This window comes from Kitasatospora sp. NPDC059722 (assembly GCF_042733235.1).
Taxonomy (GTDB): Bacteria; Actinomycetota; Actinomycetes; order Streptomycetales; family Streptomycetaceae; genus Kitasatospora.
In genome coordinates this window covers 1-16190 of the sequence record NZ_JBHWGD010000064.1, presented here as the reverse complement: position 1 = coordinate 16190, position 16190 = coordinate 1, and the positions used below count along the sequence as shown (strand labels likewise).

General features: G+C 74.2%; 14 protein-coding genes. 11 read left to right on the top strand and 3 right to left on the bottom strand.

Annotated elements, in window-relative coordinates:
- Positions 1-155: 155 nt before the first annotated feature.
- The 6 genes from ACFV4F_RS31475 to ACFV4F_RS31450 all read left to right on the top strand — a co-directional run bounded on the left by ACFV4F_RS31475 (position 156) and on the right by ACFV4F_RS31450 (position 5787).
- Positions 156-428: a phosphoribosyl-ATP diphosphatase gene (locus tag ACFV4F_RS31475; RefSeq protein WP_030242547.1), complete on the top strand. Its 273-nt coding sequence runs from the start codon at positions 156-158 to the stop codon at positions 426-428.
- A gap of 50 nt (positions 429-478) precedes the next feature.
- On the top strand, positions 479-1327 hold the full coding sequence (hisG, locus tag ACFV4F_RS31470) for an ATP phosphoribosyltransferase (protein WP_380507558.1): 849 nt from the start codon (positions 479-481) through the stop codon (positions 1325-1327).
- 153 nt (positions 1328-1480) lie between these two features.
- The gene (locus ACFV4F_RS31465) at positions 1481-1921 is read left to right on the top strand and encodes a PH domain-containing protein (protein WP_380507556.1); all 441 of its coding nucleotides are present in this window, start codon (positions 1481-1483) and stop codon (positions 1919-1921) included.
- A 257-nt stretch (positions 1922-2178) separates the two neighbouring features.
- Positions 2179-3519: a hemolysin family protein gene (locus tag ACFV4F_RS31460; RefSeq protein WP_380507553.1), complete on the top strand. Its 1341-nt coding sequence runs from the start codon at positions 2179-2181 to the stop codon at positions 3517-3519.
- On the top strand, positions 3516-4562 hold the full coding sequence (locus ACFV4F_RS31455; RefSeq protein ID WP_380497289.1) for a hemolysin family protein: 1047 nt from the start codon (positions 3516-3518) through the stop codon (positions 4560-4562). Before ACFV4F_RS31460 ends, ACFV4F_RS31455 begins: the two co-directional genes overlap by 4 nt.
- A 184-nt stretch (positions 4563-4746) precedes the next feature.
- A complete protein-coding gene (locus ACFV4F_RS31450; RefSeq protein ID WP_380507550.1) occupies positions 4747-5787 on the top strand; it encodes an NAD-dependent epimerase/dehydratase family protein in 1041 nt (346 codons plus the stop codon).
- A gap of 11 nt (positions 5788-5798) precedes the next feature.
- Here ACFV4F_RS31450 and ACFV4F_RS31445 read toward each other — a convergent pair whose 3' ends face one another.
- Together ACFV4F_RS31445 and ACFV4F_RS31440 are read right to left on the bottom strand one after the other, a co-directional pair.
- Positions 5799-7880 carry an AAA family ATPase gene (locus ACFV4F_RS31445; RefSeq protein ID WP_380438952.1) on the bottom strand — a complete coding sequence of 694 codons (2082 nt, stop codon included), beginning with the start codon at positions 7878-7880 and terminating at the stop codon, positions 5799-5801.
- Between the two features lie 399 nt (positions 7881-8279).
- Positions 8280-8837: a uridine kinase gene (locus ACFV4F_RS31440; protein ID WP_380507609.1), complete on the bottom strand. Its 558-nt coding sequence runs from the start codon at positions 8835-8837 to the stop codon at positions 8280-8282.
- A gap of 437 nt (positions 8838-9274) precedes the next feature.
- Here ACFV4F_RS31440 and ACFV4F_RS31435 point away from each other — a divergent pair, with 437 nt between their 5' ends.
- Positions 9275-10438: an acyl-CoA dehydrogenase family protein gene (locus ACFV4F_RS31435; RefSeq protein ID WP_380438935.1), complete on the top strand. Its 1164-nt coding sequence runs from the start codon at positions 9275-9277 to the stop codon at positions 10436-10438.
- Between the two features lie 130 nt (positions 10439-10568).
- Here the strand turns inward: ACFV4F_RS31435 and ACFV4F_RS31430 are convergent, their stop codons facing one another.
- Positions 10569-11024: a hypothetical protein gene (locus tag ACFV4F_RS31430; RefSeq protein ID WP_380438937.1), complete on the bottom strand. Its 456-nt coding sequence runs from the start codon at positions 11022-11024 to the stop codon at positions 10569-10571.
- Between the two features lie 229 nt (positions 11025-11253).
- On the opposite strand from ACFV4F_RS31430, the gene ACFV4F_RS31425 reads away from it, so the two are divergent.
- The 4 genes from ACFV4F_RS31425 to fxsA all read left to right on the top strand — a co-directional run bounded on the left by ACFV4F_RS31425 (position 11254) and on the right by fxsA (position 16034).
- Positions 11254-11694 (top strand): Lrp/AsnC family transcriptional regulator, encoded by a 441-nt coding sequence (locus ACFV4F_RS31425; RefSeq protein ID WP_380438939.1) that lies wholly within the window; start codon positions 11254-11256, stop codon positions 11692-11694.
- Positions 11695-11789: 95 nt separating this feature from the next.
- On the top strand, positions 11790-13403 hold the full coding sequence (locus tag ACFV4F_RS31420; protein ID WP_380438941.1) for an amidohydrolase: 1614 nt from the start codon (positions 11790-11792) through the stop codon (positions 13401-13403).
- A gap of 355 nt (positions 13404-13758) precedes the next feature.
- Positions 13759-15399, top strand: a complete 1641-nt coding sequence (gene lnt / locus ACFV4F_RS31415) for an apolipoprotein N-acyltransferase (protein ID WP_380438956.1) — start codon at positions 13759-13761, stop codon at positions 15397-15399.
- 56 nt (positions 15400-15455) lie between these two features.
- On the top strand, positions 15456-16034 hold the full coding sequence (gene fxsA, locus ACFV4F_RS31410; protein WP_380438943.1) for an FxsA family membrane protein: 579 nt from the start codon (positions 15456-15458) through the stop codon (positions 16032-16034).
- Positions 16035-16190: the final 156 nt, after the last annotated feature.

The window sequence follows — 16190 nt, the reverse complement described above, 5'->3', positions numbered from 1 at the left end:
TTCTTCCCCGCCCCCACTCTAAAAAAATTTTAGTTGTGGCTCGCCGCGTTTATTGATTTAATACGCCCCCCCCCCCGCCCCCCCCCCGGCCCCCCCCCCCCCCCCCGGGACCGTTTACCGTCGGTCCGCCCGCACGCCGTAAGGTGAGTCCCATCATGGCTTCGAAGACATTCGAGGAGCTCTTCGCCGAGCTCCAGCAGAAGGCCGCCACCGGCGACCCCTCGTCCTCCCGCACCGCGCAGCTCGTCCAGCAGGGCGTCCATGCGATCGGCAAGAAGGTCGTCGAGGAGGCCGCCGAGGTCTGGATGGCCGCCGAGTTCCAGTCGGACGAGCAGACGGCCGAGGAGGTCTCGCAACTCCTCTACCACCTTCAGGTGATGATGATCGCCCGTGGCCTGACGCTCGACGACGTCTACAAGTACCTCTAACAGACCGCTCCCACCAGCACCCCTCCCAACAGGTAAGGAACCGACCTCCCATGCTGCGCATCGCCGTCCCCAACAAGGGTTCTCTCTCGGGTCCCGCGGCGGAGATGCTCCATGAGGCGGGCTACCGCCAGCGGAAGGACCCCAAGGAGCTCGTTCTCGTCGACCCGAACAACGAGGTCGAGTTCTTCTTCCTGCGCCCGCGCGACATCGCCGTCTACGTCGGCTCCGGCCGCCTGGACGTCGGCATCACCGGCCGCGACCTGCTGCTGGACTCGCACTCCAACGCCGAGGAGGTGCTCGCGCTCGGCTTCGCCGGGTCGACCTTCCGCTTCGCGCGTCCCCTGGGCGTCCCGGTCGAGGACGTGAAGGGCCTGGAGGGCCTGCGCATCGCGACCTCCTACACCGGCCTGGTCGAGCAGCACCTCGCCGACCACGGCGTGAAGGCGACGGTCACCAAGCTGGACGGTGCCGTGGAGACCGCGGTGCAGCTGGGCGTCGCCGACGTGATCGCCGACGTCGTGGAGACCGGCACCAGCCTGCGCAACGCGGGCCTGGAGGTGTTCGGCGAGCCGATCCTGATCTCCGACGCCGTCGTGATCCGGCCGAAGGGCGCCGGTGAGGACCCGGCGGTGGAGCAGTTCCTGCGCCGCCTCCAGGGCGTGCTGGTGGCCCGCCGCTACGTGCTGATGGACTACGACATCCGCGCGGAGAACGTGAGCGCCGCCGTGGCCCTCACCCCGGGCCTGGAGTCGCCGACCGTCTCCCCGCTGCACACCGAGGGCTGGGTGGCCGTGCGCGCGATGGTGCTCCGCAAGGAGGCGCAGCAGATCATGGACGACCTGTGGGGCATCGGCGCCCGGGCGATCCTGGTCACCAACATCCACGCCTGCCGCCTCTGACCTCGCGTCCCGCGGGCCTCCGGTCCGCGCGCAGGTAAGCAAGGGTTGAATGGGGCGGGGACGCCGACCGGCGTCCCCGCCCTCGCGCTGTCCGCCGCCGGACAACCCCTGACCGAACCGCCCCCGACCGAACCACCCCCACCGGAGATCCACGTGTCCACGCCCGTCGAGTACCCCGTCACCTGGGCCCCGCGCCGCACCCGTGCCGTGCTGCTGCCGGTCTGCGCGCTGATGGTGGTGCTGTTCGCCGGGATGGCGCTCGTGCTCCCGGAGACCTGGCAGCTCAACGACCGGATCATGATGCTGTGCAGCGGTGTCGCGTTCGCGTGCGTCGGCCTGATGCTGGCCCGCCCCCGGGTGACGGCGGACGCGGAGGGCGTGACGGTGGTCAACTTCGTGCGCCGCCGCCGGCTGGCCTGGGCCGAGATCGTCCGGGTCAACTTCCGCCAGGGCGACCCGTGGGCCACGCTCGACCTGTCCGACGGCACCTCGCTGGCCGCCGTCGGCATCCAGTCCGGTGTCGGCAAGGCCCAGGCGATCGCCAACGCCCGCGCGCTGCGCGACCTCGTCGAGCACCACGCGCACGCCGCCTGAGCAGGGCCCGAACGCTCCTCCCGGAATCGAACCGCGGCCGAACCGCAGCCGAACCGCAGCCGAGCTGCGGCCGAACCGCAGCCGGATCGCGGTCGGATAACGGTCGAAACGGCTATGGTCTACGCTGGTAAAAGCGGGGCAAAGTTGCCGCCCCGCCCGACACGACCTGAGGAGTGACACTCCCCCTCGATGGACGATCCGTCCGGTAGTAGTACCTGCGCCGCCTCACTTCCGGCCCCCGGAAGGCAGGCGGCACTGTGATCACCGCCTGGCTGCTGTTGTTCGCGGCCGTCCTGCTCATCCTCGCCAACGGCCTCTTCGTGGCCGCCGAGTTCGCCTTCGTGACCGTCGAGCGCGGGGCGGTGGAGCGCGCCGCCGAGGCCGGCGACGCCAAGTCCCGCCGGGTCGCGCGGGCCCTGCGCCACCTCTCCTTCGAGCTCTCCGGCGCCCAGCTGGGCATCACCGTCACCTCGCTGGTGGTCGGCATGCTCGCCGAGCCGGCGCTGTCGACCCTGCTGAGCCCGGTGTTCGATGCCGTCGGCCTGCCCGACGCGGCCGCCCACGCCACCGCCGTGATCCTCGGCATGCTCCTGGCGACCGTCCTGCAGATGGTGATCGGCGAGCTGGTCCCGAAGAACTGGGCCATCTCCCGACCGCTCCAGGTGGCCCGCGCGGTGGCCGCGCCGCACATGGCGTTCTCGCGCGCCTGCCGTCCGCTGATCAGCTTCCTCAACGGGGCCGCCGACCGTACGGTCCGCGCCTTCGGCATCGAGCCGCAGGAGGAGCTGGCGCACGCCCGCACCCCGGCCGAACTGGTCTCGCTGGCCCGGCACTCCGCCAAGGCCGGCGCGATAGACGAGGAGTCGGCGACACTGTTCGTCCGCACCCTCGGCCTCGGCGAGCTCACCGCGGAGTCGGTGATGACGCCGCGCGTGGACGTCGCCGCGCTGCAGCGCGACGCGACCGCCTCCGACGTGGTCAACCTCACCCGGGCGACGGGCCTGTCCCGCTTCCCGGTCTACACCGACAGCCTGGACGAGGTCACCGGCACCGTGACGCTCAAGGACGCGCTGGCCGTCCCGGCCGTCCACCGCGGTCGGACCAGGGTCGCCGAGCTGGCCTCGCCGCCGCTCCTGGTGCCCGAGACGCTGCCCGCCGAGCGCCTGCTCGACCAGCTGCGCCGGCTCCAGCCGATGGCGATCGTGGTCGACGAGTACGGCGGCACCGCCGGCGTCGTCACGGTCGAGGACATCGTCGAGGAGATCGTCGGCGAGGTGCAGGACGAGCACGACCCGGCCGACAGTCCCGAGCTGGTCCCGCTGCCGCCCGTCGACGGCCGGCCGGTCTGGGAGGCCGACGGCCGCGCCCGGACCGACCAGCTGGAGGCCATCGGCCTGCACGCCCCGGACGGCCCGTACGAGACGCTGGCCGGCCTGGTCGCGGACCTGCTCGGCAGGCTGCCCCAGCCGGGCGAGCAGGCCCACCTGCCGGGCTGGCTGCTGACCGTGGAGGCGGTCGACCGGCACCGCACCAGCAAGGTCCGGGTGGAGCGCAGCACCGCGCACCCGGAGTTCGACGACGAGGACGGGACCCGATGACCGCGCTCCAACTGGCCGTCGCCCTCCTGCTCCTGCTCGGCAACGCGTTCTTCGTCGGAGCCGAGTTCGCGGTGATCTCGGTGCGCCGCAGCCAGATCGAACCGCTCGCCGAGGCGGGCCACAAGCGCGCCCGCACCGTGCTGCACGCGCTGTCGAACGTCTCCGCGATGCTCGCCGCCGCCCAACTGGGCATCACCGTCTGCTCGCTGGGCCTCGGCGCGCTCGCCGAGCCGACCATCGCGAGCCTGCTGGAGGGCCCGTTCCACGCGATCGGGATCCCGTCCGGCCTGATGCACCCGCTGTCGTACGGGATCTCGCTGGCCGTCGTGGTCTTCCTGCACATGGTGATGGGCGAGATGGTGCCGAAGAACATCGCCCTGGCCGGGCCGGAGAAGGCCGCGCTGTGGCTCGGCCCGCCGCTGGACCGCCTGGCCCGCTGGCTGGCCCCGGTGATCGGCTTCCTGAACGCCTTCGCCAACGGCGTGCTGAAGCTGTTCCGGGTCGAGCCCAAGGACGAGGTCGAGTCGGTGTTCACCACCGAGCAGCTGATGTACCTGCTGGTCGACTCCCGGGACGCGGGCCTGCTCGACGAGGAGCGCCAGGAGCGCCTGGAGGACGCGCTGGAGATGGGCCACCGGCCGGTCACCGACGTCCTGCTCAGGCCCGAGCAGCTGGTCACCGTGGACACCAAGGTGACGGCCGCGGAGGTCGAGGAGCTGGCGCTGCGCACCGGTTTCTCACGCTTCCCGGTGACCGACGGGGACCCGGCCGGCCACGGCTACCTGGGCTACCTGCACCTCAAGGACATCCTCGACGTCGAGGACCCGTCGTTGCCCGTCCCGGCCCGCCTGTGGCGGCCCATCACGGTGCTGCGCGGCGGCCTCCCGCTGGACGACGCGCTCGGCGCGATGCGCCGGGCGGCCTGCCACCTGGCGGCCGTCCTCGACCAGGACGGGCGCACGCTCGGCGTGGTCATGCTGGAGGACGTCCTGGAGGAGCTGGTCGGCGAGATGCACGACCCCGACCACCGCTCCGTGGCGTAACGTTTTTTCACCGCGTTCGGCCACACTCGGCCGCGCTCGGGTACGTTCCGCCACCCTCAGCCGCGTTCCGCCGCCGCCGACGGCCGCTTCGTCACCCGCTCCACCGGCGTGTCCGCTCTCGGCGATTCTGCCGACAGCAGGCAGCCGTTCCCATGCCGGCCACCCGCAGGACAGGGTGGTCGGCATGAGGCTTCTCTTGCTGGGTGGAACGAAGTTCGTCGGACGCGCCATTGCCGAGGAGGCGGTGACACGGGGCTGGGAGGTGACGGCCCTCAACCGCGGCACGCAGCCCGCACCCGAGGGCGTGACGGTGCTGCGGGGCGACCGCACCGCCGAGGGCGGGCTCGACGCCCTGGCGGCGGGGGAGTGGGACTCGGTGGTGGACACCTGGTCCTGGGCCCCGGCGGCGGTCCGGGCCAGTGCCCGGCTGCTCAAGGACCGGGTCGGGCACTACGCGTACGTGTCCAGCTGCTCGGTGTACGACTACCCGAAGCCCGCCGCCGCCGACGAGTCCGCCGCGGTCGTCGAGGCCGCGCCGGACGCCGCGGGCGAGGTGCCGTACGCCGAGGCCAAGCGCGGCGCGGAGCTCGCCCTGGAGGAGGAGTTCGGCGGGAGCGCGGTGTACGCCCGCGCCGGACTGGTCCTCGGCCCGTACGAGAACATCGGCCGGCTGCCGTACTGGCTCAACCGGATCGCCAGGGGCGGCCCGGTGCTCGCCCCCGGCCCGCGCGGGCTGCCGCTGCAGTACATCGACGCCCGCGACCTCGCCGCCTGGATGCTGGACGCCACCGCGGCGCGGCTCGGCGGCGCGTACAACCTGGTGAGCCCGCCCGGGCACGCGACCATCGGGGCGGTCCTGGAGGAGTGCGTCCGCGCCACCGGCTCGGACGCCGACCTGCGCTGGACGGACCCGGAGCGGATCGTGGCGGCCGGGGTCGAGCCGTGGACGGAACTGCCGATCTGGGTGCCGCCGGGCGACCTGCACGACTACCTGCACGACGCGAACGTCGACCGCGCGGTGGCCACCGGCCTGCGCTGCCGGCCGGTGGCCGAGACCGTCCGGGACACCTGGGCGTGGCTGGAATCGATCGGCGGCAGCGCGCCGCAGCGCAGCGACCGGCCCTTCGTGTGGCTCGACGCCGAGCGCGAGGCCGAGCTGCTCAGGAGCTTCGGGGGCTTCGAGGGCTCGGGGGGCTCCGGGAGCCTCGGGAACCTCGGGAGCTGACCCGCGGGCGGTCAGTTCCGGCCGTCGATCAGCTCCCCGTACGCCTGGACGAGGTCCGGCAGCCGCAGCGTCGCCAGGTCCTCCCGGCCCGGCGGCTCGCGCAGCAGCGAGAGCCGCAGGTCCCGGTAGGCGCAGGACTTCTCGTACAGGGTGCGGATGAAGCGGCCGTTGCCCAGTTCGTCGATCCAGCCCTCGCGCACCACGTGGGTGCAGATGCTGGCCAGCTCCTCGGCCGCGTCCTCGTCCCAGCCGTCGCCGTCCCGGCCGGCCAGCGCCGCGCCGATCGCGGTCAGCTCGCCGGGGCGGTAGCTGGGGAAGTCGACCCGGGTGGTGAAGCGGGAGTTGAGGCCGGGGTTGGTGGCGAGCAGCCGGTTCATGCCCTCGGGGTAGCCGGCCAGGATCACCACCAGCCGGTCGCGGTTGTCCTCGGCGCGCTTGAGGAGCACCTGGAGCGCCTCGTCGCCGTACGCGTCGCCCTTGGTGTAGCCGGAGTTGGAGAGGCTGTACGCCTCGTCGATGAAGAGCACGCCGTCCAGCGCGGAGTCGATCAGCTCGTTCGCCTTGACGGCGGTCTGGCCGAGGAACTCGCCGACCAGGTCGGCCCGTTGCGCCTCGACCAGGTGGTCGCCGGAGAGCAGGCCGAGGGCGTGGAAGACTCGCCCGAGGATCCGGGCGACGGTGGTCTTGCCGGTGCCCGAGGGGCCGGAGAAGACGAAGTGCCTCTTGGGTGGCTGGACCGGCAGACCCTGCTCGGCGCGGAGCCCTGCCATCCGCAACTGCGCCGACAGCGCCCGCACTTGGCGCTTGACCGGCTCCAGGCCCACCATCATGGCGAGTTCGGACAGGGCGGCGTCCAACTCGCGCTCGCCGCCCGCCTGCTGGGATCCGGCGGACGGGGCGATCCGGGGCAGCGCCTCGCCGCGGAGCGGGAGCGGCACGACGGGCACGATGGGCGCGACGGGCGTGGCGGGCCCGGCCGGTCCGGTCGGCCCGGCCGATCCGGAGCGCTCGCCGGCGGCCTGCGGCGGGGCGTCCGTAGGTGCGGCCTCCTCGGCGTACCCGCCGCCGCTCGGGTAGCCGGGCCCCTGGCCGTACGCGTCCTGGTACTCGACGTCCTCGGGAGAAAGGGCGTCCGGAGAAAGGGCGTCCGGAGAAAGGCCGTTGGGGGAGAAGCCGTCGGGGGAGAGGCCGCTCGGAGCGAGCCCGTTCGACGGAAGCCCGTTCGAGGGGAGCCCGTTGGGAGAGAGCTCGTCCGGCGCGAACACCCCCGTCGACTGCACACCGGGCAGGAAGCCCTCCGGCGTCATCTCCTCCGGCGGGACGTCGTCCAGGTACGGCTCCTCCACCCCGCCCGGGCGCCCGCCCTCCAGCAGCCCGTCCGCGAGCGCGTCCTCCGCCGAGATCGCGGCCAGCCGGGCCGCGGTGTCCATGAACGCCGGATCGGCCCGGTGCACCGCCCGGTACAGCGGCAGCGCCGCCGCGCTGCGCCCGGCCCCCTCGTACGCCCGCCCCAGCCAGTACCGCAGCTCCTTGCGCTGCGGCTGCTCGGAGCGGCAGCGGGCCAGCGAGGCGGCCAGCGGGGCCTGGGCCTGGGCGCACATGTCCAGCCGGACCCGCGCCATGCCGGCGAACAGCCCGGCCTCGATGCCGAGCATCGGGTCGTCGAGCAGCCGGTCGGTGTCGCGGATCAGCTGTTCCCAGTCCTTGAGCAGGTAGGAGCGGCAGGCGTACAGGAACTGGGCGGACGGGTCCTCGCTGGGCGCCGGGCACTGCTCCAGCGCGCGGTCGAGCTCGGCCAGGTGTCGGCCGTCCAGCCAGTGCGAGGCGTGCGCGAGCGCGAGGTCGCGGGCGTCCTCCAGGACCGGCTGCACCCACCAGCCCAGCCAGTACCAGGAACTGAGCGGCCGGCGGTGGATCCGGCGCTGCTCGCCGAAGCGCTTCTGGTGGCGGTACATCGCGAGCAGGGCGGCCGGGGTGTCGCTGCGCAGGGCGTGCAGGCCGAGCCACGCGTCGGCCATGCCGGGGTCGAGCCGTACCGCCGCGCGGAACTCCTCCTCGGCGCGCGCGTACGCGCCCGCCGTGTAGGCGTCCATGGCGCGCAGCCAGGCCCGGTCGGCGAGCCGGTCCGGGCCGCCCGCGTTGCTGTCGGAACTGTCGACCGTCGTCACTCACGCCCCCCGCGGTGTGGCCCGGGGCTCGGCCCGCGGGCCGCGTGCGCGGAGCCGGCCGGTGCTCGCAAGCCCCCGGGGCGCAGATGCGCCTGGTGCAAATCGTACCGGGGCCACGCTGATCCGGAAGGGTGCCGCACCGGTTCAAATGCGATCGTGCGCGCGGTTGTTGGGCACGTCGGGCGGTGGGGGAGCGCATTTCGCGACGGGCGCGGACGGCACCCCCGGCTCACGGGGGAACAAGCCGGGGATGCCGGGTCCACGGTGGCCGGAAGCTTTCGTTCCGGCGTCTGGGGAGAACTTAGGACGCGGTGACTGCGCAGGTCAAGAGCTTGTTGAAGGTTCACCCACGGTGCCCGGCGAGATCCGTCCGGTCACTCCGTCGACGCGGGTGCCGGCGTGCGGCCGGCTCGGGTCGGCGGCGAAATGCGCCGATTCGGCGCGTGCCCAGCCCACCCAGAATTCGGCCAGTTCCGGCCCGTCCCGTTCCTCGCCGCGGCGCCGGGCGGTGGTGGCGTCCAGGTCCATCCAGACGATCCGCGCCAGCCACGGCCGCACCTCCCGCCGCCCGGCCCCGACGCCCTCCACCAGCACCACCGGCGCCATCGGCACCGCGGCCGTGCCGGCGAACCGCCGCAGCGTCCAGTCGTACACGTCGTACGCGGTGTCCCGACCCGCCGCCAGCGGCTCCAGCACCTGCTCGCGCAGCCGCCCGGCCCAGCCGAAGGGCTCGGCGTGGGTGGCGAGATCGTCGAGGTGGATCACCGGGGCCCCGCCCAGCGCCCCGGCCAGCCGCCCGGCGAACGTCGTCTTGCCCGAGCCCGCGTGCCCGTCCACCGCGACCAGCCGCACCGGTCCGCAGGACGGCGGCAGCGCCCGCAGCTCGGCGGCGAGGGCGGCGAGGGTGTCGAGGGCGGCGACGGTGTCGGGGCTGCCGGGGGCGGCGACGGTGTCGGGGCTGCCGGGGGCGGCGAGGGCGCCAGGACCGCCCGGAAAGCCCGGAAAGCCCGGTACACCGAGGGTGCCAGGACCGTCCGGACGGCCCGGTGCGCCGTGATCGGGCGGCGTGATCAGGCCGGCACGGGGGTTCGGGGTATCGGAAGCAGCCACATCGTCAACCCTACGGTGCCGTACCCGGCCACTCCGGACAGTTCATATGCGCAGGTCGTGACGTCGGCGCGGCTTTCGGGCATACTCACTTCGCCACGCCTGTGAACGGCCGTTCACCGCAACCCGGTGCCGGTCGGGCCGACCTGCCACACCCGCGCCGGACCTGCCGAACCAGGACCCGGCGCCCGATCGAGGAGGCGACCGCCGCCATGACCACCTCCCCTGCGAAGCCCGTGGACCGCCAGCTGCCCACCGAGGAGGCCCGTGAGCTGCTGAGCCTCACCCGGGAGCTGGTCCAGCGCGAGCTCAAGCCGCGCGCGGCGGAGGACGAGGCCGCCGACCGCTTCCCGCGCGACGTCTTCCGCACGCTCGGCGAGGCGGGCCTGCTGTCCCTGCCCTACGACGAGAAGTACGGCGGCGGCGAGCAGCCCTACGAGGTCTACCTCCAGGTCCTGGAGGAGCTGTCGGCCGGCTGGCTGGCCGTCGGCCTCGGCGTGAGCGTGCACACGCTCTCCTGCCACGCGCTCGCCACCTTCGGCACCGAGGAGCAGCGCGCCGCCTGGCTGCCCGGCATGCTCTCCGGCGAGCAGCTCGGCGCCTACTGCCTCTCCGAGCCGCAGTCCGGCTCGGACGCCGCCGCGCTGCGCACCCGCGCCGGGCTGGACGGCGACGAGTACGTCGTCAACGGCACCAAGGCGTGGATCACCCACGGCGGGCGGGCGGACTTCTACAGCGCCCTGGTGCGCACCGGCGTGGACGGCCCGAAGGGCATCAGTTGCCTGCTCGTCCCCGGCGACCAGCCCGGCCTGTCGTTCGCCGCGCCGGAGCACAAGATGGGCATGCGCTCCTCGCCGACGGCGCAGGTGCACTTCGACGGTGCCCGCGTCCCGCGCGAGCGGCTGGTCGGCGAGGAGGGGCAGGGCTTCCAGATCGCCCTCGCCGCCCTCGACTCCGGCCGCCTCGGCATCGCCGCGTGCGCGATCGGCGTCGCCCAGGCCGCGCTCGACCTCGCGGTCGAGTACGCCGGCACCCGCCGCCAGTTCGGCCGCCCGATCGCCGAGTTCCAGGGCCTGTCGTTCATGCTCGCCGACATGGCCACCCAGATCGAGGCCGGCCGGGCGCTGTACCTGTCCGCCGCGCGGCTGCGCGACGCGGGCCGTCCGTTCTCCAAGGAGGCGGCGATGGCCAAGCTGTTCTGCACCGACACCGTGATGCGGGTGACCACGGACGCCGTCCAAGTGCTCGGCGGCTACGGCTACACGCAGGACTTCCCGGCCGAGCGGTACATGCGCGAGGCGAAGGTGCTGCAGATCGTCGAGGGCACCAACCAGATCCAGCGGCTCGTGATCGGCCGCCACCTCACCCGGGGCTGACGGGCCCCTCACCCGCGGCCGGCACACGGCCCCGACACGGCCTCCGGCCGTCGCTCCAGGGTGCGGAGCGGCGGCCGGAGGTTTCGCTTTCCCGTCGAATGCGGTTTGACGTCCCGTCAACTCGCCGGCGTCAGCGGCTGATCAGCCGGCGCCGCTGCTCGGGGATGGTCGGCGTGACGGCGGCGACGCGCACCGGGCGGTGCGCCACCGCGTGCGAGAACGGCTGGGTGCGCCAGTCCAGGCCGCTCGGCAGCTTGAACAGCGCCTCGAAGCCGGCCGGGCCGTCGTCGTCCGAGGCCTCCGCCTCGGCGAGGTCGTCGGTCGGGGTGCCCGAGCCCGGGCAGATCGCGGGGGCGAAGGGGTTCCACGCGGTCGGCAGCAGGGCGTGCAGCGGCAGCCGCTCCTCGTCCGCGACGAGGGCGATCGGGCGCCGGCACTCGGGGCAGTGGACCCGGAAGATGTCCCAGGGCTCGCCGTCGCCCGGGTCGGCGCTCGGCGTGGGGAGGTGCCCGACCGCGATGTCGTCGCGGCCGGCCGTATCGTCGGTCTCGTCGGAGCCCAGGGCACGCTGGTCGGTAGCAGGCATGAGGATCCCCCTCGGATCGGGCCCGGCGTGGTCGCCCGGGGCCACAACCAGCACTTCCCTCCCGCGCGGATACATAATCCTGCGGTCCGGCGCACCATGATGCACCGGGTGTGTCCTTCGCCACATTCGCCCGGCATGTGCCCGCCTGACACCCCTGCCCGCCCCTGGTGACACCGTGTGCGCCCATCGGGGCGCCCCGCGCGCCCCCGAGCGGGTAGGTTTGCGCACTGTGGAGGATCTCGACCAACGCATCGTCCAGCTGCTCCTAGAGGACGGCCGGATGAGCTACACGGACCTGGGCAAGGCCACCGGCCTGTCCACCTCGGCGGTGCACCAGCGCGTGCGCCGCCTCGAACAGCGCGGGGTGATCCGCGGCTACACCGCGATCATCGACCCCGACGCCGTCGACCTGGCGCTGACCGCGTTCATCTCGGTCAAGCCCTTCGACCCCAGCGCGCCCGACGACACCCCCGACCGCCTGGCGGGCCTGCCCGAGATCGAGGCCTGCCACAGCGTCGCCGGCGACGAGAACTACATCCTCAAGGTCCGCGTCGGCGCGCCCGGCGACCTGGAGGACCTGCTCGCCCGCATCCGCAGCGCGGCCGGCGTCTCGACCCGCACGACGGTCGTGCTGTCCACCCCCTACGAGGCGCGACCCCCGAAGATCTGAGCACCGGTCGGTGGGCGCCTCTCCCCCAGCCCGTCGGCTTGGGGGTGCCCCCCAGCCCGTCGGCGGGCAAGGAGGGAGGGTGCAGACTTGGGCGCATGACCGAACGCACCAACCGGACCGTCCTGCTGCGCGGCGGCGCCGTCTACAGCCCCGCCGACCCCTTCGCCACCGCGATGCTCGTCGAGGGCGAACACGTCGCCTGGGTCGGCAGTGACGGCGCCGCCGAGGCGTACGAGGGGGTGGCCGACGAGATCGTCGAGCTCGACGGCGCCCTGGTCACCCCGGCGTTCGTCGACGCCCACGTGCACGCGACCTCCACCGGACTGGCGCTCACCGGCCTCGACCTCACCGGCAGCCCGTCCCTCGCCGCCGCCCTGGCGGCCCTCACCGCCTTCGTCGACGCCCAGGAGACGGCCGGCGGCGTGCTCATCGGCCACGGCTGGGACGAGACCGGCTGGCCCGAGGGCCGCCCGCCCACGCTCGCCGAACTCGACGCCGCCGCACGGGGTGCCGCCGTCTACCTGTCCCGCACGGACGTCCACTCCGCCCTCGCCACCACCGCGCTGCGCACCCTCACCGAGGGCCTCGCCGACCGGCCCGGCCACTGCGCCGAGGGCCCCCTCACCAAGGACGCCCACCACGCCGTCCGGCAGACCGCGCTCGCCCGTCTGACCCCCGAGCAGCGCCGCCGCGCCCAGCGCGCGACCCTCGCCCGCGCCGCCGAACTGGGCATCGGCGCCCTGCACGAGTGCGCCGGCCCGGAGATCTCCTCCGAGGCGGACCTGGCCGCCCTGCTGGCCCTGGCTGCCGACGGCGATGGCCCCGAAGTCTTCGGCTACTGGGGCGAGTTGGGCGGCGTCGAGACGGCCCGCCGACTCGGCGCGGTCGGCGCCGGCGGAGACCTCTTCGTCGACGGCGCACTCGGCTCGCACACCGCCTGCCTGCACGCCGCCTACGCCGACGCCGACCACACCGGCACCGCCTACCTGACCGCCGACCAGGTCGCCGACCACGTCGCCGCGTGCACCGAGGCCGGGCTCCAGGCCGGCTTCCACGCCATCGGCGACGCCGCCGTCGGCGCGGTCGTCGACGGCGTCCGGGCGGCCGGCGAGCGGGTCGGCGCCGCGCGCGTCAAGGCCCTGCGCCACCGCGTCGAGCACGCCGAGGCGCTGGACGACGAGTCCGTCGCGGCCTTCGCCGAACTCGGCCTCACGGCCTCCGTCCAGCCCGCCTTCGACGCCGCGTGGGGCGGCCCGGAGGGCATGTACGTCCAGCGCCTCGGTGCCGGACGGGCCGCCGCGCTCAACCCGTTCGCCGCCCTGCTGCGCGCCGGTGTCCCGCTCGCGTTCGGCTCCGACGCCCCGGTGACCCCGCTCGACCCGTGGGGGACGGTCCGGGCCGCGGCCTTCCACCGGACGCTGGAGCACCGGATCTCCGTCCGCGCCGCGTTCACCGCCCACACCCGCGGCGGCTGGCGCGCGATCGGCCGCGACCAGGACGGCGTCCTCGTCCCGGGCGCCGTCGCCAGCTACGCGATCTGGGCCGCCGGCGACCTGGTCGTCCAGGCCCCCGACTCCCGCGTCGCCGGCTGGTCCACCGACCCGCGCTCCGGCACCCCCGGCCTGCCGGACCTCACCCCCGGCCACCCGCTGCCGACCTGCCTGCGCACCGTCGTGCGGGGCCGCACGGTCCACGCGGCCGCCGAGTAGACGGGCGGAGCCGCCGGGCCACGCAGGTCGGCCGGACGACGATCAGCCCGGCGGTCCCCGCCGGCTCCACCGTCCCGCGCACGCTGCTCACCCAGGTCTTCCGCCTGGAGCCCCTGGGCGAGCGGCACAACGCATCCGATCTCGCCGCCTGGTCCGGCAGCCCGCCTCCACCGCGCGGTCTCCATCCGATCTCGCCGCCGACCGGCCGTTCGGCGGGATCCGCCACGCGCCCCGCTGACCAGGCCGCGGGCCCGTCCCCACCCGCCCCTCGCCTCCCGGTCACCGTCCGTTCCGGGGTACCTTCTTCGCACTGCGTCCGAACAACAAGCCACAGAGAGATGGTGCGCCGGTGACCATGTCCGTCACCCAGGAGCGGTCCGCTGCCGCACCCGAGCCGCCGGCCCCCGAAGCACGGCCCGGCCGGCTCGCCCGAGCCGTCGCCAAGGTCCGCGCCGGCCTGCCCCGGACCGGCCTCGCCGCCCTGGCCGGCCTGCTGCTGGCCCTCGCCTTCCCGCCGTACGACCTGTGGCCGCTGTCGCTGCTCGGCGTCGCGGCGCTCTCGCTGCTCACCCGGGGCCGCACGGTCCGCCAGGCGGCCTGGACCGGCTTCGCGTTCGGCTTCCCGTTCTTCCTGATGCTGCTCAGCTGGCTGCGCGTGGTCGGCTGGGACGCGACGGTCGGCCTGTCGGTCGTCGAGGCGCTGTTCATGCTGCTGCTCGGCGCCGGCCTCGCCCTCACCTCCCGCCTGCCCGCCTGGCCGCTGTGGGCCGCGTGCCTGTGGGTCACCCAGGAGTGGGCGCGCGACCGGCTGCCGCTCGGCGGCTTCCCCTGGGGCCGGCTGGCCTTCGCCAACACGGCGACCCCGTACACCCCGCTGGCCGCGATCGGCGGCGCCCCGCTGGTTACCTTCGCGGTCGCCCTCTCCGGCGCCCTGCTGGCCTGGGCGGCGCTGCGCCTGCGCGGCCCGCGCCGCGCCCCGCGCGCGGCCGCCCTGGCCGGACTCGGCGCCGTGGCGGCGCTGCTGGCCGGCTACCTCGTCCCGGTGCCGACCAAGGCCGACGACACCGTGAAGGTCGCGATCGTCCAGGGCAACGTGCCCAACCCCGGCATGGACTTCCTCGGCCGCCCGATGATGGTCCTCAACAACCACGCCTCGGCGACCGAGCGGCTGGCCGCCGACATCAAGGCCGGCAAGGTCGAGCGCCCCGACGTCGTGATCTGGCCGGAGAACTCCTCCGACCTCGACCCCTTCAGCGACCCGCTCGCCTACGAGCGCATCGACGGGGCCGTGAAGACCGTCGGCGTGCCCACCCTGGTCGGCACCCTGGTGGACGGCCCGGACGCCCAGCACGTCCAGAACGAGGGCATCGTCTGGGACCCGAAGACCGGCCCCGGCGCCTCCTACACCAAGCAGCACCCCGTCCCGTTCGGCGAGTACGTGCCGTTCCGCGCCCAGCTGATGAAGGTGATCACCCGCCTGCAGCGGGTCGCCCGCGACTTCTGGCCCGGCGACCACAACGGCGTCATGCAGCTGGGCCCGGCCCGGATCGGCGACGTGATCTGCTTCGAGGTCGCCTACGACGAGATCGTCCGCGACACCGTCGACAGCGGCGCCCGCGTCCTGGTCGTGCAGACCAACAACGCCACCTACGCCAAGACCGGCCAGCCCGAGCAGCAGCTCGCGATGTCCCGGCTGCGCGCGGTCGAGCACGGCCGGGCCGTATTGATCGCCGCCACCAGCGGCATCAGCGCGGTGATCGCCCCGGACGGCACGGTGGAGCAGCGCACCCGGGAGCTGACGCCGGCCGAGCTGTCCGCCACCGTCCCGCTGCGCGACGGCACCACGGTGGCCGACCGGATCGGCCCCGCTCCGGAGTGGGCGCTCGCCCTCGGCGGCCTGCTGGCCTGCGGCGCGGGCCTCCTGGTCTCGCTGCGCCGGCGACGGTCCGGCGGAACACCGGCCGCCGGGGAATCGTTGGACGAGGTGGTGCCGTAGCCGGCCCGGACCTCCCGTGCGGCGTGCAGAGCACCGCCTTGGAGTGGATCCGTACCGTGACCCAGCAAGCTACCCCCGCCCGTCCGGCCCCGCGCGGAAAGCTCCGCCGTGTGCTGCCGCTGCTGATCACCGCCTGGCTGGTGCTGGAGATCTGGCTGCTGGTCCAGGTGGGTTCGTGGCTGGGCGGCTTCACCGTCCTGCTGCTGCTCATCGCCGGCGCCGTGATCGGCGGCTCGCTCATCAAGCGGGCCGGGCTGAAGGCGCTGTCCGCGGCGATCGAGCAGAGCAAGGACCCGAAGTCGCAGCAGCCCCAGACCGGCACCAGCATGACGGTCCTGGCCGGTCTGCTGCTGATCGTCCCCGGCTTCCTGTCGGACCTCGTCGCGCTCACCCTGCTGTTCCCGCCGACGCGCGCGCTCTGGCGGGCGGCCGGCCGCCGGCTGGCGGACAAGGCGCTGCGCAGCACCTCCGCCGTGGGCGCGGACGCGTTCGCGGACGCGATGCGGCTGCAGGAGCAGATGCGGATCCACCGCCCGGACGGCAAGGTCGTCCAGGGCGAGGTGGTGGATCCCGAGGCGGGCCCGCGCGGCCCGCAGGGCCCGGACACCACCTACCGCCCGCCGATCACCGGCTGACCGCCCCCGAATCCCCCCGGGGGGCCCGCGCGGGCCGCGGCCGCCGGCGCCGCGCCCCCGCGCCCCCGCCGGCGGCGGGGGGGGCCCGGGCGGGCGGCCGGGCCCCGGCGGGGGTGGAGCAACGGGGGGGGGGGGCGCGGCCGACCCGACGCTTTC